14 protein-coding genes and 1 pseudogene are annotated in these 18,309 nt (G+C 60.6%); 7 read left to right on the top strand and 8 right to left on the bottom strand.

From position 1 onward, the window contains the following. Positions 1-97: 97 nt before the first annotated feature. Positions 98-526, top strand: a complete 429-nt coding sequence (locus NKG95_RS02615; protein ID WP_353039864.1) for a CBS domain-containing protein — start codon at positions 98-100, stop codon at positions 524-526. 86 nt (positions 527-612) lie between these two features. Here the strand turns inward: NKG95_RS02615 and NKG95_RS02620 are convergent, their stop codons facing one another. After that, positions 613-1,092 carry an Hsp20/alpha crystallin family protein gene (locus tag NKG95_RS02620; RefSeq protein WP_352847248.1) on the bottom strand — a complete coding sequence of 160 codons (480 nt, stop codon included), beginning with the start codon at positions 1,090-1,092 and terminating at the stop codon, positions 613-615. 266 nt (positions 1,093-1,358) lie between these two features. On the opposite strand from NKG95_RS02620, the gene NKG95_RS02625 reads away from it, so the two are divergent. Continuing rightward, positions 1,359-1,796: a DUF2267 domain-containing protein gene (locus NKG95_RS02625; protein WP_353039866.1), complete on the top strand. Its 438-nt coding sequence runs from the start codon at positions 1,359-1,361 to the stop codon at positions 1,794-1,796. Between the two features lie 48 nt (positions 1,797-1,844). Then, on the top strand, positions 1,845-2,315 hold the full coding sequence (locus NKG95_RS02630) for a YbhB/YbcL family Raf kinase inhibitor-like protein (RefSeq protein ID WP_352847253.1): 471 nt from the start codon (positions 1,845-1,847) through the stop codon (positions 2,313-2,315). Between the two features lie 39 nt (positions 2,316-2,354). Here the strand turns inward: NKG95_RS02630 and NKG95_RS02635 are convergent, their stop codons facing one another. Further along, positions 2,355-3,830 (bottom strand): FAD-dependent oxidoreductase, encoded by a 1,476-nt coding sequence (locus NKG95_RS02635; RefSeq protein WP_353039867.1) that lies wholly within the window; start codon positions 3,828-3,830, stop codon positions 2,355-2,357. A gap of 1 nt (position 3,831) precedes the next feature. After that, positions 3,832-4,881: a hypothetical protein gene (locus NKG95_RS02640; protein ID WP_352860055.1), complete on the bottom strand. Its 1,050-nt coding sequence runs from the start codon at positions 4,879-4,881 to the stop codon at positions 3,832-3,834. A 362-nt stretch (positions 4,882-5,243) separates the two neighbouring features. On the opposite strand from NKG95_RS02640, the gene NKG95_RS02645 reads away from it, so the two are divergent. Continuing rightward, a complete protein-coding gene (locus NKG95_RS02645) occupies positions 5,244-6,107 on the top strand; it encodes an alpha/beta fold hydrolase (RefSeq protein ID WP_352917702.1) in 864 nt (287 codons plus the stop codon). 650 nt (positions 6,108-6,757) lie between these two features. Here the strand turns inward: NKG95_RS02645 and NKG95_RS02650 are convergent. The 5 genes and pseudogenes from NKG95_RS02650 to NKG95_RS02670 form a co-directional block, all read right to left on the bottom strand. Continuing rightward, on the bottom strand, positions 6,758-7,141 hold the full coding sequence (locus NKG95_RS02650; RefSeq protein WP_353039912.1) for a glycosyltransferase family 9 protein: 384 nt from the start codon (positions 7,139-7,141) through the stop codon (positions 6,758-6,760). After that, positions 7,101-7,760, bottom strand: a complete 660-nt coding sequence (locus tag NKG95_RS02655) for a glycosyltransferase family 9 protein (RefSeq protein ID WP_353039913.1) — start codon at positions 7,758-7,760, stop codon at positions 7,101-7,103. Before NKG95_RS02655 ends, NKG95_RS02650 begins: the two co-directional genes overlap by 41 nt. Positions 7,761-8,175: 415 nt before the next feature. Then, a pseudogene (locus NKG95_RS02660) lies at positions 8,176-11,215 on the bottom strand (efflux RND transporter permease subunit); the annotation flags it as partial. Then, positions 11,212-12,285, bottom strand: a complete 1,074-nt coding sequence (locus NKG95_RS02665; RefSeq protein WP_353039868.1) for an efflux RND transporter periplasmic adaptor subunit — start codon at positions 12,283-12,285, stop codon at positions 11,212-11,214. The pseudogene NKG95_RS02660 and the gene NKG95_RS02665, both read right to left, overlap by 4 nt. Beyond that, a complete protein-coding gene (locus NKG95_RS02670; protein ID WP_353039869.1) occupies positions 12,285-13,817 on the bottom strand; it encodes an efflux transporter outer membrane subunit in 1,533 nt (510 codons plus the stop codon). Before NKG95_RS02670 ends, NKG95_RS02665 begins: the two co-directional genes overlap by 1 nt. Positions 13,818-14,137: 320 nt before the next feature. Here NKG95_RS02670 and NKG95_RS02675 point away from each other — a divergent pair, with 320 nt between their 5' ends. From NKG95_RS02675 to NKG95_RS02685, 3 genes are all read left to right on the top strand, one after another. After that, complete coding sequence (locus NKG95_RS02675; RefSeq protein WP_353039870.1) at positions 14,138-14,893, top strand: response regulator; 756 nt, start codon at positions 14,138-14,140, stop codon at positions 14,891-14,893. A 41-nt stretch (positions 14,894-14,934) separates the two neighbouring features. After that, positions 14,935-16,305: a sensor histidine kinase gene (locus tag NKG95_RS02680; RefSeq protein WP_353039871.1), complete on the top strand. Its 1,371-nt coding sequence runs from the start codon at positions 14,935-14,937 to the stop codon at positions 16,303-16,305. Between the two features lie 884 nt (positions 16,306-17,189). Next, positions 17,190-18,305, top strand: a complete 1,116-nt coding sequence (locus NKG95_RS02685; RefSeq protein ID WP_352788865.1) for a porin — start codon at positions 17,190-17,192, stop codon at positions 18,303-18,305. Positions 18,306-18,309 lie beyond the last annotated feature (4 nt).

Below are 18,309 nucleotides of genomic sequence, written 5' to 3' on the forward strand. Positions count from 1 at the left end.
GCACAAGCCTCGTCCGGCCAGCTGGCAATCTCGCGATGCGCGGCAACAGCGCGTTTGGCGACTTGTTGCCTCAGCAATCAGAGAGAGGAAATATGCCATGCAAGTTCAGGAGATCATGAGCCGTCGGACCGAACTGGTCGGCCCGAACACGACAATCAGGGATGCCGCCCGGAAAATGCGGGCCGACAATCTCGGTGCCCTTCCGGTCGGCGAGAATGACAGGCTGGTCGGCATGGTGACGGACCGCGACATCGTGATGCGCGGCGTCGCCGAGGAGCGCTCAGCCGGCAACACGACCGTTCGCGAGGTCATGTCCAAGCATGTCTATTGGTGCTTCGACGATGCCGATATCACCGATGCGGCGAAGATCATGGCCAAGCATCAGGTGCGTCGTCTTCCGGTGATCAACCACGACAAGCGCCTCGTCGGCGTCATTGCCTTGGCCGACCTCGGGCGGACCGGTGAGGAAGCCGCCAAAATCGCTCTCGAAGGCGTTTCCGAGGCGACGGACGATCCCCGGCGCTAGACGCCCTGAGCGGTTGCCGCCGTGCTCGCCGCTCTCCTTCCACAGGGGCTGAACGCCGCCTGCTCAGGCAGCCTTCAGTTTGGCAACTATCGCGCTTTCACTTCTATGCGGCGTGTTTTGTCCTTTGCAGCGGGATTCTTCGGAAGCTCGACAGCCAAAACGCCGTTCCTGAAAGTGGCCTGCACCTTGTCGGCATCGATCTCCGTTTCCAGGGGGATGGTCCGCTGAAACCGGCCATAACTGCGTTCGCTGTAAGTGCGGCCGCCGTCGCCTTCCTTGTGCTCCGAACGCTTCTCGCCCGTAATGGAGAGGGTGTTGTCGCGCAGCTCGAGCTCAACATCCTTCTGCTCGAGCCCCGGCAATTCGGCGGTGACCTTATAGGCTTGGTCTGTTTCATATACGTCGACGCTCGGCCAAAGACCGCCGGCCGTAGTCGCTTCGGCCATTGGTGCAAAGAAGTCGTCGAACAGGCGATCAATCTGCCGGTGAAATGACGTGAGCGGGTCTCGCGCGGACGGGTAGAGGCTGCGCGATGGCGTCCTGGGCGCCAAATCGTGATGTGCCATGGCTTTTCTCCTGTTTTTCGTGTCTGCATCACTCGTCGCCATGTGATAGGCGACGGCAAACAAAACTCGTCCACCCATGAGGATGTTCCGAGCGTCGGCCAAGAAAGGCGGTCGAAAAAACAGCGGCAAAAAGCCGGCCCGAATCCCCTCATGACGGAACCTCCGACAATGAATGCGCACCAGGACATGCGCATTGGGGAACAACGGGCAGGTACGGCTGTTTGGTCATATCAGCCTAGTCGGATTTGAATGGAAGGAGGATTTCGATGAACGCCACCGGACTCGACGTATTCGACAAGACGCTGCAGATCACGACCATCTGGCTCGACGAGATCATGGACGAGATTGGACCGGATCGGCAGGTCGCCTGGCACGTTCTCGGCGCGGTGCTGCACGCCCTGCGCGACCGTATGCAGCCGGATCTTGCAGCCCACCTCGGCTCGCAGCTGCCGATTCTGGTGCGCGGCGCCTTCTATGACCAATATCAGCCTTCCAAAGCTCCCGAGAAGATGCGGTCGCTCGACGAGTTTCTGGCCAAGATCAAGGCGGAGCTGGAATTTACCCGTCCGGTCGATTCCAAGGATGCATTCAGGGTCGTGTCCAAGGTGCTCGCCCATCACGTCGGAGAAGGACAGATGCACAAGGTCTGGGAATCCCTGCCAGGAGAGATAAGACGCGTCGCCGAAGCTCAGCAAGCGGCGTGAACGGCGCCGCGCGGGTTTCTCGGTCGCAACCTTCTTGGGGAAATAACAATGCCACTCACCCTTATCAGCCCGGCGTTCCGGGCAGGCGGAAGAATTCCCGAAAAATATGCGCGTGACGGCCAGAACGTCTCGCCGCCGCTGAAATGGTCCGGTGTCCCGGATGGTACCAAGAGCCTTGTTCTTGTCGTGCGGGATCCCGATGCGCCAAGCGGGATTTTCGGGCACTGGGCGGTGTTCAATATCGCGCCGGATGCCGGCGGACTCGCCGAGGCCGAAGACGGCAAGCCCGGTCCATCGGCCCTCAGGCAAGGCACCAACGATTTCGGCAATGCCTATTACGATGGTCCGCAGCCGCCTGCAGGGCATGGCGTCCACCATTACCACTTTCTGCTGGCCGCGCTCGATGTGCCGAGCCTCAGCGTTCCGGGACAGGCGGGCGTGCATCAGGTCTGGAAGCAAGCCCAGAAACACGCATTGGAGGAGACGGAGTTGGTCGGAACCTACGAACGGCCGGCGTGACGCGGGCCGCGCCGATCGCCGCCTTCACAGTGGCCGCCTTCACAATGTAATCTGGGCAAGCGGTTTTCGGGCAGGGCCGTGGATGACCGAACCGTCGGCGGCGAAGATCGAGCCGTGGCAGGGACAATCCCAGGTGTGGTCCGCATTGTTCCAGGTTACGGTGCAGCCCTTGTGGGTGCACGTCGCCGAAACCGCCTGGAGTGCGCCTTCGGTGTCTCTCCAGGCCGCAATCTTTTCGTCTCCCCTGACGATCACGCCACCCATGCCGGGCGCAATGTCGTGGGTGCTCGAGACGATCGATTGACTGCGGCCATTCTTGCGGAAGTCCTCGGGATAGGGCCGCGCCGGATCGTAGAGTTTTTGCCATGGGCTTGGGCGGGCGCAGATCAGGTCGGCTATCATCGTGCCCACGGCCGTCCCGTTGGTGATGCCCCAGGCGTTAAAGCCCGTGGCAATGTGGAAGCCGGCGGCCTTGGTGGGATCGGGTTCGCCGGCGTATGGGATCCTGTCGGCCGTATCATAATCCTCATTGCACCAGCGCCACGCGACGTCGCCGACCGGAAGGTTCTTTCTTGTCCATTTTTCCAGTTCGACAAACCGCTTCGCCACGTCGCCATCCCAGCCGGTGTTGAATTTGGGGCCAAGCGTGACCAGCAGTGGACCTTCGGCATCACGGCCTGTGCGAATGGAATGCGTCGGCTCGTCGATGCCGATGAACATGCCGTCGACAGGGAGGGGATCATCGATCCGAAAGGCCATCACGGTGTGGCAGCGCGGTTGCGTCCGGTTCGCCATGCCGACGGGGCTCTTCACCGTCATGTTGGTGGAGACGACGACGTGCCCGGCATCAACGGCGCCGCCATCGGTGACGACGCGCCAGCGGCTTGCTTCGTCGATCGAGGTGGCGCGGCTGTTTTCAAAGATCCGACCGCCACGGGCCGTCACCGCTTCCGCCAGACCAACCAGATACATCGCCGGATTGAACTGCGCCTGGTCGAGGAACCGTAATGCCGCGGCCGTTTCGAAAGGCAGCGGTGCGCGTTCGAGAACCTCGGCCTCTAGCCCGACCTGGCGCGCGGCCTCCGCCTCGGCCGCGACCTCCGCGCGCCGGCGATCGTCGCAGGTGTAGGTATAGGCTTCCTTGCTCTCGAGATCGCAGGCGATGGCGTAGTTGTTAACCCAATCGCGGATTTGTCGGGCGCCGGCGGAATTCGCATCGGCGTAGACCTGGGCCAACTCCCGGCCGACAGTGTCGATGAGATGACGATAGATCAGCGTATGCTGCGTGGTGATCTTGGCCGTCGAGCGGCCGGTCACCTGGCCGCCCGTGCGCAGGCCTTCGAGGACGACCACCGATCGGCCCGCCTCGCAAAGCCGAAGCGCCGTCGTCAGCCCGACAATTCCAGCCCCCACGACAACGGCGTCCGCATGGATCGAACCTTCGAGCTGGGGATAGTTCGTGGATCTGGCTGCCGCCACCCAACAGCTTCCCGGTTTTCCCAAGAGAATGGCCATTTCAACCGCGTTCCTTGCGTCTCGGTGCACTTCCATCGACAACCGCGCCGGCAGAGGAACGTTCCCGAGCTTGGTCGCTTTCAATCATTGTCTCGCCACCCCGGGTCAGAAAAGCACCAGGAAGATGTGAGGTGCAGGCCATCACCCACGTGATCGCCTCGCGGTCGTATTCGTCGCCGGAGCGCCAGTCCTCGAAGAAGGCGTTCAGCCTATCGACACGCCCCGGCCAGATACCGGCGGCCTGCAGGCCGAGCGAAACGCCGTAATTGGTGAAGGCGAACTTGGTGTCGCCCAGCCATGGGGCACGGCTGAAATAGCCGGGCGGGTCGACCCACATCGTTTCCAGGGTTCGCAGGGAACGCCTCGTCTGGGCCTCGGCCCACGGCTCGTCGGGAAAGAAATGGGCGAGCCACAGCATCATGCCGAGGCCGAGGTCCTGCTCGATGTCGAGGGTGCGCCAATCGCGCTGCATCAGATCACGCATTTGCGCGATCTCGGGCGCCAGTGCGTCCTCATCGAGCGTCCGGTAAGAGACGTAGCCGTCATAGGCATCCATGCTGCCGAGACCGTAGCCAGGATATGGGCTGCTTAGATCCTCCTGCATCTTCCAGATCACACCGCGGCCGGGGACCACAAATGCCGGGTGAATGTCACGCGCCAGCGCAATGCCGCGCTTGCGGTATTCCGGCTTCAGATCGCCGAGGCGCGCCAAGGCGAACAGCCACATCGCGAGATAGTGGAAGTACTGGCCGTCGCGATCGGCCGCTTCGCCGATCCTCAGTCCGCGCCGGCGGCCGAGCACACGCTCGACATCGGCGACCAGCCGCTCGGCCGCGTCCAGCCAGCGCTGTTCGCCAGTTTCTGTGTAAAGCGAGACGTAGAGCACGACCCCGAATGCATCGGTCCACAGATATCGCAAGCCGTTGGGCCAGATGCCTTCGGCGCGCATCCAGTCGAGTTTTCGCAGGACGTAGTCGACGTCACGCAGCATCGTGCCAAAGCCCGAACTGGCCGAGCCGGCCGATGTTCGGTGTCGCGCGATTGTGAGCATGCAGAATTTCGAGCATGTCTCTCCTCCGTTGCGGTCGATCTGGCCAGATACCGCGAAACGATCTGATCGGCGGCAGGTTCCTTGGCGCTTTCAACGGCGCGACCGGGAACCCTCCGCCTGGTCATAAGTTTGCGAATTGGCCTTGGACGGTGCGGGGACCACGTGGCCCGAACTCATGCCCGGACTGGCCGAGCGGAGCAGTACAGAAAGCGACAATCGCGCGAACAAGACAAAGTGCACTGTCACCGTATTTGTGTTTTGGAAGTCAGTTGCCGCGTCTATTTTTCCACGGAACCTTCCAGCGAGAGCATCGTAAACAACGGGATGCGGGAGGTTGCAGCCTTTCGATCGAGGAGGCAAAATTGCGACACCGCCAAGTCAAAGTTAACGGAGACGCTATTTTCTTTCGCGAGGACGGCCCGGCCGACGCTCCGGTGCTTCTGCTGCCGCACGGCTATCCCTGCTCGTCCTATCAGTTTCGAAGGCTGATGCCTGGACTGGCAGATCGCTGGCACACGTTCGCGCCGGATTTTCCTGGCTTCGGTTACAGCGCCACGCCCGACATGGCTGCATTCGGCTACGATTTCGATGCCTATGCCGGGTTTCTGGCGGCTTTCGCTGACGCGCTCGGCCTATCCCGCTATGCGCTGTGGCTGCACGACTATGGCTCGCAGATCGGATTGCGCCACGCCATCGCCTATCCGGAGCGCGTTGCCGCGCTTATCATCCAGAACGGCGACATCTACGAAGACGTGCTCGGCCCGAAATACGCAGCCATCAAGATGTATTGGAACGACAAGACGTCCGAGAAGCATCGCCCGCTGGAAGATGCGGTCAGCGAGGAGGGCTTCCGGCACGAGTTCATCGGTGAAGTTGGCGAGACCGTGGCCGAGCGCGTGCCACCGGATCTGTGGAAACTCCATTGGCCTCTGATGGACACGCCAGCCCGTCGGCGGCTTGCGGTCGGCCTGATGGAGAAGCTGGAGGGGAACCTCAACTGGTTCCCGAAATACCAAGCTTATCTGCGCAAACGGCAACCGCCGACACTGATCGTCTGGGGTCCCGAGGACGGCTATATGCCGGCCGCATCGGCCCGCGCCTACAAACGCGACTTGCCGCAAGCTGAGTTCCACCTCCTCGATGGCGCCGGCCACTGGCTACTGGAAACCCATTTCGATGAGGCGCTTGCGTTGGTGCGCGACTTCCTTGCACGCGTCCACGGCTGATGACCGATGCATCCCTCGGGTAACCTATTGAAAGCATGGTGAACCGACCGGTCTGTGGCGAACCAGTCTTCGTTTGATATTTCCTGCTAACAGGCAAAAAGCAGGGTATTTGTGCGAAATGCGCGCTTTGGGCGGGCAGAACATCAATATCTTGTAGCGATGTCAGCTACTTAGTGGGAGATTTCCTGCGCGAGGCGTCAGGGAATATCGACCAGATTTGCGTGAATATTCGCGGCCGCCGGTGAATTAACAGGGAAATCCGTTGTCGTTATGTGGGATGCGATTGCCGTTAGCTGGGATCGAATGTTCGTTATCCGGGAACGCGCTGCCGTCTTGCGGAAAATGAACGCGCAATAACGGTTCGAATCGCGCTTGCGAGGGAATGCAATGCTCTCACCCGGAAAGACATTGTCATAGCGCGGGAGGCGATTGTCGACTCGCAAGAGGCTATCTCAAGGCGATGAGCAGTAACCGACGGCGGGGGTGAATAGGGTATTTTGCTGACTTGGCCGTTCATGAGACGCAGAGTGTAGTTTACGATATCTCGGTTCTGGATCGAGGCCCGGCTTTGATCTGATGGACCTAGGCCGCTCGCCGTCGATCCGGCCAGTTGTTAGGTCCGCCGCTTCAACGAACTAGCTGAGCTGAGCTTAACGATTCGGTATTGATTTGAGCGTTTCGAACTCGATCAGGTCGAGGGTAGCTGTGGTGACCTCCTCTACTCGCACGCGATGCACACAGTAGACGCCACCGGGATTGTTCGGCTTGCACAAGTTGGGAGCAGCGCATTGGCAGGGCAGCCGAGGCGCCACGATCCGATGCGGAACTCCGAGCGGCCCCCATATGTCCGGCGGTGTCAAGCCGTAAAGGCCGACGACAGGAGTCCCTACTGATGCCGCCAGATGCATGGGACCACTTGATGCCGCCAGATGCATGGGACCACTCTCATTTCCTAGAAAGATAACGGCGTCGCCAAGCAATGCCGTCAGTGTTTCAAGCGAGACCTTCCCAACCACGCTCGCCACAGGTGACACAGCCAATGCGAGTATTGTCTGCTCGGCTGTTGTCTCGTCCCGGCCACCAATCAGCAAAGAACCGAAGGCCGGTGGCGGCATAGACTTCATCGATTGCCGCTGCAAACCGCTCCGGTTGCCAGCATCGCCCCTCAAATCGTGCCCCTGCATGGACGACGATATAGGCGTTTTTGACCAAACTCCTTTGCGCCAGGATTTGTGCGCTTTCACTTTGAGCGGCGCATGTGGGCACAAGCCTTGGTGTGGAGTCAGCGAGGTCAATGTTGAGAGCCTTTAGAGGAGAAAGATATCGGTACAGATAGTGGATGCCGCCGTGACCACAGGTGGCGGCGTAAACGTTTGCCGGTTGAACCTCCCAGAATCTCAGTGGCCTCTCGGGAGGATCGAAGCCAACCCGCAGCGGCGCGTCGAGCAATCGGTGCAGAATCCTGGATGTCTTGGAATCACTCAGATCAATAGTGAGATCGTACCTTCGTTGGCGGAGATCAGAGACCAAGCTCAGATACGCTCTTAGCCGCTGGAAGAGGCTCTTTCCCTTGCCGCGGCGGTCGAACCCGATTGCTTCGTCCGCGATGTTTTGGCTGACTATGAACCGCCGAAGACCGGGGGCGCAAAGCATGGTCACGGTGGCATCCGGGTAGGCGAGACGTAGATTGCGCACCAAAGCTGACGTCAAAACAACGTCGCCAATATACTTTGTCTGAATGATGAGAATGGACTTGACGGACAGCTGGCCAGTCGTGGCAGGCGCTCGCGATCTGCACCCGCCATGGCCGAATAGACGGACAGCGCGGCTAGCCAATGCGGCCAAAGTGCTAGCACTCATCGGCCTCAATTCCGACGCGCGGGTCGTTCGGCAGGAGGATGAGAAAGTCCGTCCGCTGGCGTGGCAGGCCAGTTCGATCCCGCGCCTGTTTCACGAAGGCCGGATCGTAGTCGAGGTGCGTCCCAGGACCGCTCCCGCCGAAGCGGTGCCTCGAACTGCACTGCGTCTTCAGGTGTGGAAGCCGGCGAGGTCTCATGCTCTCCTAGGGCGGCAAGCCGTTTGAGAAGCCTGAGAAAGTCATCGACGAAGGTGAAGATGACGGGGATCGCGACGAGGCTAAAGACGGTGGAAGTCATCAGGCCGCCGATGACAACAATTGCCATGGGTTGACGGAAACTGGAGTCGCCGCCGCTGAGACTGAGGGCTACCGGAAGCATGCCGCCGCCCATCGCGATCGTCGTCATCACGATCGGGCGAGCGCGCTTATGGCAGGCGTCGACAAGAGCGTCGAAGCGCGAGAGGCCGGCGCGGCGTGAGATGATCGCGTATTCGACCAGAAGGATCGAATTCTTCGTCACCACACCCATCAGCATGAGCAACCCGATCACCACTGGCATGGAAAAGCTCGTGCCGGTCAGCACCAACGGCAGCAGGGCACCGCCGAGAGAAAGTGGCAGCGCCATAAGGATCGTCACCGGTTGAAGGAAGTCGTGGAAGAGGAGGACCAGCACGGCATAGATGCAGAATATTCCGATCCCCATAGCGATGGCGAAACTGCCAAAGAGCTCGGAGCTGCGCTCTAATTCTCCTTGCTCGACGAGCCGGACGCCTTCCGGGAGGTTGCGAAGGGCAGGCAATGCCTGTGCCTCGCGATAGACGTCGCCGAGGATGCGCCCGTTCAACTCGAGCGATAGCGTGACATTTCGCGATCGGTCGATGCGGCTGATTTCCGACGGGCTGCCGCCGATGCTGATCTCGGCGACCGAGCCAACATCGACGCTGCCCCTGGCGCCGGCAACGCGAAGATTGGCAATGTCATCAAACGTCGTCCGGTTGCTGGGGTCAAATCGGACACGGATAGGAAGCTGGCGCTGTGGCAGGTTGAGCTTCGCGAGCGAAGAGGAATAGTCGCCGTTTGTTGCCACGCGAACCGCCTCGGAAATCGCTTCTGCCGTCACGCCGAGAGCGGCCGCGCTGTCGAGGTTCGTGACGATCTGGATTTCCGGCGCCTGCAGGGAGGCACTGGAGGTGACCGCGCCGACTCTCCTGAGGGTGCGCAGTTGCTCTTCGAGCGCGCCGGCTGCCTGGCCGAGCGCATCGGAATCGTCGCTCGCCAACGTGATCTCCAATGTCGTGCCGTTGCCGCCCGTCCCCACAGCGATCCTGGTGCCGGGAAGGACGGAAAGTGCCTGCCGGATATCATTCTCGATCTCGGTCTGCGTGCGGGTGCGATCGCCGATCTTCTTGAGATCGACCACGAGGGAAGCGGCCCCCGTATCGGCGGTCGTCGAGGAATCGATCAAGTCATTCGAAGAGACGCTTCCCACGGAGGAGAACACATGCGTCACGTCCGGCAGTCGGGAAACGATCTCGGCGGCTCGCCGCGTGATCGCCTCCGTCTGCCCAATGGTGCTGCCAGGTTGCAGCGTCAAGGTGACTTGCGTCTGCGCATCATCCGAAGCGGGCAGAAAGCCGGAACTGAGGAACGGGATCGTCGACATGGAAAGGCCGAGAAACAGCATGACGCCAAGGACCGTTAGTTTGCGGCGCTGCAGGCAGATTCTGACGACGGCCATGTAGGCGCGCATGATCCAGCCGTCCTTTGCCTCGACGGGATGCGCTTTCATCATGTAGGCGGCCATCATCGGCGTCAGCAGGCGCGCGACGACCAGTGAGGCGAGGACCGCCACGGCTGCCGTCACCCCGAACTGACGGAAGATCAGGCCGGGAATACCGCTCATGAAGGCAGTCGGCAGGAAGACGGCGACGAGCGTGAAGGTCGTGGCGATGACGGCAAGGCCAATCTCGTCGGCGGCCTCAAGCGCGGCCTCCTTCGGGTGTTTGCCCATTTGCAGATGGCGCGCGATGTTCTCGATTTCGACAATCGCATCATCGATCAGGATGCCGACCACGAGAGAGAGCGCGAGCAGCGTCACCGTGTTGAGGCTGAAATCCGCCAGATACATCACAAGAAAGGTCGGAATGACCGATAGTGGCAGCGCAACCGCCGAAAGGACAGTCGCCCTCCAGTCGCGCAGGAAGAGCCAGACCACGACGATCGCGAGGATGGCGCCCTCGTAGAGCATGTGCATGGAGCCGTCATAGTTTTCAATGATCGGCCCGATCGTGCTGTAGGCCTCGACGATCTCAACATCGGGCTTGGCGGCGGCGAAGTTCTGCATGCCAGTCCGGATGGCTGCCGCGACGCCCGTATCCGAAAAGCCGTTCGAGCGTTTGACCTGCACTGCGATCACCGGCTCGCCATCGAGATAGGCGATGGACCCCCGGTCAGCGAAGCTGTCCGTAACGGTGCTGATCTCGTCGAGACGCACCAGGGCGCCACTTGGGAGCGGGATTGCGAGCGCCCTTAATGCCTCAATCGAAGAAACCGCGCCGAGCGTGCGGATCACCTGCTTGCTGCCGCCGATTTCCGCCCGGCCGCCAGAAGCGTCCGACTGCATGGATTTGAGCCGCGCGGAAACGGTTGCGGCGCTGAGGCCGAGCGAACTCATGAGTTGGGGATTGAGATTGATCTGCACCTCACGATTGATGCCGCCAATGCGGCTGACCTGGCCGACGCCGGGCACGGCAAGTAAGGCCTTTGTCATGTCGTTGTCGACGAACCAGGAGAGTTCCGTCTCATTGAGGCGGACGGAGCGCACGGCATAAGTAAGGATCGGTGAGCCTTGCACCGTCGTTTTCGTCACGCTTGGTGTCTGCATCTGGGCAGGCAGGTCGCCGCTCATACTGTCGACGGCATTGCGCACCTCGTTCAGCGCTGCCTCGCCGTCCTTCTCCAGCTGAAATGAGACATTGATGCTGACCGCGCCGTCCGTAATCGTGGTAGTGACATGCTCTAGGAGGCTCAGAGAGGCGAGCTTGTCCTCGATCTTGCGCGCGACTTCGGTTTCGAGTTGGGCCGGTGCGGCACCTTCGAACGCGGCGTTGATCTGGACAGTCGGCAGCACCATGTCGGGGAAATTCTGTACCGCTAAGCGATCGAAGGCGAGCAGGCCGCTAACGGTGAGCAGGATGAATAGCAGGATTGCGGGAACCGGATTGCGGATCGACCAGGCGGAAAAGTTCATCGTGCGTCCTCCTCTACCCGGACAAGAGCCCTGTCCGAAAGGAAGGCGCCGCCCGCCGTCACCACGTCGGCCCAGGGATCAAGGCCCGAGAGGATCTCCACTTCGCTGCCATTGCGGCGGCCGGTTTCAACTCGGACGCGTGACGCACGCCCGTCTGTACCCACGGTGAAGACGTAAACGATGCCATCACGCATCACGAGGCCCGTCTCGGGCACGGTGAGGGCCTGCGTGGTCGCAAGCTCAATCTGGCCGGTGACGTAGAGGCCGATGGGTGGGTGCGCGTCCGCCGGCAGCGCCACATAGGCGAGCACCCTTCCGGTATCGGTGCTGACCGTCGGCCCCACGAGCCGCACGGTCCCTTTGACGCGCCGCCGCTCCGGGCTGATGATCGTGGCGGTCAGGCCTTCTTTGATGCGAGGCAAATAACGTGCAGACACTTCCGCCTGCCACTCGACGCGCTGCTGGCGCACGAGACGGAATAGCTCCGTGCCGGAGGAGACGACAGCGCCGAGTTGGACCGAACGGGCGGTGATCAGCCCGTCGTCCGGGGCCATAATGGTCGTCTGAGCAAGCTTGATCCTCTGGCTTTCCAGCGAGGCTTCGGCGGATTCGACACTCGCGATCGCAGTCTGCTCGGCGATCAGGTATTCAGTGATCTTCTCCTCAGAAAGCGCACCGCTTCCCTGCACCTTGCGTGCTCGGTCCGCACTAGCCCTGGCTTTTGCGAGGTCCGCCTTGGCACTTGCCAGGACAGCCTCTTCCTTGCGCAGTTCCGCCCGCACCGTTTCGTCGGCCAGCCGAACCAGGGGCTGATCCTTTGAGACAACCGACCCGACATCGGCAAGGACATCGGTCACACGCAGGCCGCCGATTTCCGCGGCGATGACCGCCTCGTGCCAGGGCTTCAGCCAGCCGCTGGCGGGTATCGTTTCAGGCCACTGGCGTTCCGCGGGCTTTGCCACTGCGACGGTAAGCGCTGCCGCCTCGTTCTGTTGCGCGAGCGCGGGCTCTACGGCGAAAACAAGGATCCCGCTCAGGGTAGCGGCGAGGAGAAGAGGTGAAGATCGCATCAGAGCAGGTTTTCTTTCGATGTTTGCGGCAGGTCCTTGGATGAGGAGGCGCTCGCATCCCAGCCGCCGCCCAGCGCCTTGTAGAGGGCGATCCAATAGCGCACGGAGTCACGACGGATTTCGATGAGCGAGACCTCCGCCGACTGCGCCGAACGCCGGGCTTCCTCGCGGTCGAGCAGGCTTGCGCCACCGGCCTTCCAGTTCGAATCCACGGCTTTGAAGTAGGCGCGATAGTTGCGCGCCGCGACACTGGCGTCGCCGATCTGCCGTCGCGTACTGTCGATCCGCACGAGTGCGGTCTCGACTTCGGCGACCGCGTCCAGCACACCTGATTTGTAGGCGGCCACCGCCACCTTATATGCGGCTGCCGCGCTGCCCACTGCCGCCCGGCGCGAACCACCGTCAAAGAGCGGGATCGAGATGGCCGGGCCGAAGGACCAGGGCAGAGAGGTTCCGATCAGCGATGAACTGTCGATCGTGACCGAGCCGCTGAGGCTGAGACTCGGATAGAGATCGGCTTTTGCCGCGCCGATCTCGGCGAGCGATGCAGCGACCTCGAGCTCAAGGGCGTCGATGTCGGGGCGCTGCCGCAAGGCGTCGGCAGGCACGGCGGATAGCTTGAGGGTCCTCGGCGTGGGTAACCCGTGCTTGCCCATCGCCAGAATATCGCGGACGTGAGGCTCGTCACCGCCAGTAAGGCGGGCCAGAGATTTGACGAGAACCTCGCACTCGGCACGCTGCGCGGTCCGTATCGAGGCCGAGGTAGCAGCACTCGCGCGCCCTAGCGCAAGGTCGGCGCTCGACGTAAGGCCGGAGGTTGCGGCCATTTCCATTGCCCGGATCGTCTCGCGCTGCGAGGCGAGTTCGGTGGTGTAGACTTGCTCCAGCTGCCGGCAGGCACGGTACTGCATATAGTAGTCCGCCACCTCCGCCGCGAGTGAGACGCGCGCATCGTGCCAATCGGCGGTGCGCTCGTGGACCCGCAGCCGCGCAGCCTCGCTCCTCTGCCGAGTCTTGCCGAACAGATCGATTTCCCAAGAGGCGTCTAGGCTGCCGCTCGTGGTCGTGGCGCTATCGACTTGGTTCGCTTTATTACCGCCCGTTCCCGCGCGGGCGAGGGACCCCGATCCGACAACGGCGGGAAGAAGGCCGGCCCGCATGGACGCCAACGTGGCGCGCCCTCTCTCGATCTCTGCCGCAGCGGATTCGAGAGTAGGGCTTTCAGCCTGCGCCGACGCAACAAGGGCTGTCAGCGATGGATCGGAAAAGGTCGACCACCAGGACACGAGATCGCCTGCCCGGCCGCCGTGCGGAAAGGTCGCGTGCCAGACATTCGCGATCTTCAAGCCAGGTTCCTGAACGCCGGCGACGGTCGTGCAGCCTGAGACGATCAGGCACACCGCAATTCCGCTTGCACCGGCAATCCTGCGACAGGCCGCGTTCGTCGCTACCTTCGATCGGCAGGCAATGCGGTCCGGCGCGAAACTGCCAGCAAGAAAAGCCATCATGGTGACAGCCGCCCGTCGATGCATGTTTACCGCCTTGTTTCGGGCCAACCAGCTGGGGGAAGACCAAGATCTCCACTGGCAGCACCGCACATTTCGCGAATGTCCAATCGCGCCTGGGGCGGCATTAGTCCGGTTTTGTCATTGCCGTGGGTTTTGTATTGTTAAGAGTTGCTAAGACGCAGCGGCCGCCGGAAGTACCGGTGCGCGTCATTCATGGGGCCGTAGATGCAGCGGCTGTCGGGCCCGGAGGCGGCCTGTGGGGGTGCAGCAACAAAACTAAACACAATTGTTGCTGACAGCCATCATGTACTGCGTGTTATTCCGGAAGGGAAAGGGCAACGAAAATGGCCAAACCTATGGATAGCGTCGGATACAATGTCCTAACTCAAGCTTCAGCCCGAATCCTCGTCGTCGAGGATGACCGCGATATAGCGACCATGCTGATCGAGTTGATGAAGGATGCTGGTTATGCTGCCGAGACGGTCGGATCGGCGATGGAGATGGACCGCGTCTTAAAAAAGAGAGAGTTCAACCTTATTGTGCTGGACGGAATGCTGCCGGGAGAGGATGGTTTTAGCATTTGCAGAAGGATCAGGGCATCCGATACGACGCCCATCCTTATGCTCACCGCTCTGACGAAAGAGGTGGACAGGGTCGTTGGGCTTGAAATGGGTGCCGACGACTATGTCACAAAACCGTTCAGCTCCAGGGAGCTGTTGGCGAGAATAAAGGCGCTGTTGCGCCGTTCGTCTTATTCAAGCCAAGTCAGGCCAAGCCAAGACCCGATGACGTTCGCGGGCTGGCGCATCGACCCTGTCACACGCGAATTAACTGACGTTGACGGTGTGCATGTGCCGCTTACGACGGCGGAATTCGATGTGCTGCTTGTGTTCTGCGAGAATCCTCGCCAGGTGATGAACCGGCACGACATACTTGCGCGTACCCACGCTGGCGCTGCCGGACCTGTCGAGCGCAGCATTGATGTGCATGTGAGCCGTATCCGGCAAAAGATAGAGCCGAACTATAAGGAGCCCACTTTCATCAAGACAGTGCGGCTGGGAGGCTACATCTTCACTCCGGAGGTCTCGGTAGCCATATGATCGGTCGGTTCAGACGGGCGCCCATTCGGCTCCAGTTCGTCGTGCTCGCCGCGATCCCTATTCCGGCAGTGCTCCTTAGCGTTGTCGCGCTCTTGCCGGAGCCGTACATCTTCCAGGCCAAGCAAGTGGTGGCGGTCAGAAGCACGCAGATCGAATTGATCGTAGAGCAACTCAGAAACAGCGCGGACGATGCCGACGCCGAGAAGCTGCTGCGCGCGAGCGCTCCCACCGGTCTGGAGATGAGCGTTTTACCGTGGCCTGATCTTAACGTCGCAAGCAGCCACCAAGGGAATATGCAATTCATCGCCGATGATCTCCGCGACGTGCTGCCCTCTGACTTTGAGGCCACGGTTGTTCCGCAGGATGCTGAACACAATGCCCTGGCGGTGCGTGTCGATGCCAAGCGCGGCCTCCTGGTCCGGTTCTCTGACGCCGATACCTATCCAGCCGTTTTCGGCACGATTGTCGAACTCATTGCCAAGATTCTGATGTTGATCCTGCCGATGCTTCTGCTGGTCCTCTATATCGGCGGCGTGATTACGTCGCCTCTCGTCCGCTTCGCCGAGGCTGCAAAGAGCCTGCGCCTCGACGGCAACGAGGAGCAGCTGTTCACTGTCGCAGGCGCCAAGGAGCTTCGCACCCTCGCAACGGCACTTAACGACATGCGGCGCGGAATTCGCAAGATGGTTGATGACCGCACGCGGATGCTGACCGCAGTGAGCCACGACCTGAGAACACCACTGACGCGGCTAAGAATGCGCGTGGAGCGATCAAAGGAGATCCCGTCCAAACAAGCGATGCTTGACGATATCGCTACATTGACAGCGATGATCGAGGAAAGCCTCCAGTATCTGAGCAGCACGGCCCGCGACGAGCCGCTTCGAAAAGTTGATATTGCGGCCCTGATAAAGACAATCGTTGCCGGGTTCTCCGATGTTGGACACACAGTGATTTACGTCGGCCCCGAGAGATTCGGATATTCATGCAAGCAGAAAGGGCTGACGCGGGCAGTCACCAACATCGTGGAAAATGCCGTCAGATTCGGCAAGATCGTGCATGTCCAATTGTCCAATTTCCCGCCAAGCAAAGTGTCCATTGTTGTGCAAGACGATGGCCCCGGCCTTGCAGAAGGTCTCCACGAGAAGGCTCTAGAGCCTTTTTTCAAGGCAGATGAGGCCAGATCCTCGAATACCAACAGCGGTTTTGGTCTGGGTCTTTCGATCGCGGATGAGATCGCAAAGAGCCATGGTGGCTCGCTGTTGCTCGAGAACATATCGCCGCATGGGCTACGGGCAACTATATCGTTGCCGCCGGAGCAGGTTGTTCCGCTCAAAAACAGCAAGACTGACGAGATGCAACGACAGGCTTCAACGCGGCAGGCGCTCGCCAAGGGCAGGCAGTCGACCACGTAGCAGGACGCAGGATGCGTGACGTTTGACAGCCGCGTTCAAAGTCTTATCGCGGTGAGGGCGGCGTCTCCTGCGTCCGCAAGGGCTCGTCCTTGCCATGACACCGGCGCGACCGCGCCGCCGCATCCTGAAGCAGTTTCTTCATCTCTCTCAAAGAGACCCGGTCCGCACGCATCATCTGTCTTATGAGTGGGTCTTTCAGGATGTCTGCCCGCTTTAGATCGTCATGGGCCATAAACGGTCTCCGTCTTTATCGCATTCGAACGTAGCCGCGGCCGAGATCCTGGCGATGTCAAAAGCGGGACAAAACCAAGGCGGTCGGTGAAGTTTTGTTGCCGGCCACCGTGGCGGGTTCGCTCCGGTCAAAAGTTCCATCGGCAACCGAAATGGCCACGGCGATCGGTGAGCTTGCCTTATGCCGAGGCCGGCGCGCTCGGTCACTGCGCAACTGTCGGGCTGCTCCCTCGCCAGCCAAACCTGCCCAGCGCCTGTCTCGGCCCGACCCGATCGAAATTGCTTCATTGGGCATATTTCCGCGCGCTAACGGACGCGATTGCATAGGAGGCCTTCTCCCGAACGACCAAACATCGTGAACTGGCTGCGGGAGAAGAGTATTTCACGATGAAATGTAAAATCGTAACATACGTTGCAAATGTGCCATCAGTTCCACGCGGATCATAAGTACAATTCGTGCCAAAATAGGTGATATTTACGCAACATGAGTGCATATACTTAGTAATTGTCGTCACAAGATCGCAAAATACCATTGATCAATTCGACCCCATCGATAATCCCTTGCGGAGAGGCGGCGCGTCACGCTGCTTCGTGGACGGGGATCGAGGCTGAGATCTTGGCCAGCCCCTTTTAACTTCACTGGAGGTCAGAAAATGAACATCAAGAGCCTGCTTCTCGGCTCAACTGCGGCCCTGGTCGCAGTTTCCGGTGCTCGCGCCGCCGACGCCGTCGTCGTTGCCGAGCCGGAACCTGCTCAATACGTCAAGATTTGCGACGTCTACGGCGCTGGCTATTTCTACATCCCCGGCACCGAAATCTGCCTGCGCATCGGCGGCTACATCCGCTACGACGTCGGCGTCGGTGACCGGGAGGGCGCGCAGAACGTTCCGGATCATCTCAAAACCGGCAAAACAAACGACACCTACTACAAGCAGGCCCGCTTCACGCTGAGGACCTACACCGGTCAGGAAACCGAGATGGGCACCTTGAAGACCTACACCGAGACCCGGTTCAACTTCGGCAACAGCAGCGGCGATTATGCTGACCCGGATGGTGCTGGCCCGTTGGTTGGCGGCGCTGGCTGGCAGGCAGGTAACAAGGACGTATCGCTGAACTTCGCCTGGATGCAGCTCGGTGGTCTTCGCGTCGGTAAGGACGAATCAGCCTTCGATACGTTCATCGGCTACGCCGGCAACGTCATCGACGACACGATCGTCCCATACGGCTCGTTCGACACCAACGTCATCCAGTACTACTTCGACGCTGGCAACGGCTTTTCGGCCGTGGTCTCGCTCGAAGAGGGCGCTGGCGCCGACACGATCGACAGCTATGTCCCGCATGTCGTTGGCGGCGTGAAGTACACGCAGGGCTGGGGCGCGGTCACTGGCGTCATCGCCTATGACAGCAACTATGAAGAAGTGGCGGGCAAAGTTCGCTTGGACGTGAACGCCACCGACGAACTGTCGCTGTTTGTTATCGGCGGCTACGGTTCGGACTCGAATGCTGCTCACAACTTCTACAAGCTATGGGATGGCGAGTGGGCAGTCTGGGGTGGTGGCACCTACAAGTTCAACGAGAAGACTTCGTTCAACCTCCAGGCCTCGTATGACGAAGGCAAGACCCTCGGTGTCGCTGCCAACGTTGCCTACGACCTCGTCCCCGGCCTCACCGCCACGGCAGAAGTCGATTACTACAACAAGGGTGCCAGCGTGTATCACGCCAAGACCGATGGTGTCGGCGGTATCCTTCGCATGCAGCGCTCGTTCTAGATTT

The sequence above is a fragment of the Mesorhizobium sp. M1423 genome, from assembly GCF_040317575.1.
Classification (GTDB): Bacteria; Pseudomonadota; Alphaproteobacteria; order Rhizobiales; family Rhizobiaceae; genus Mesorhizobium.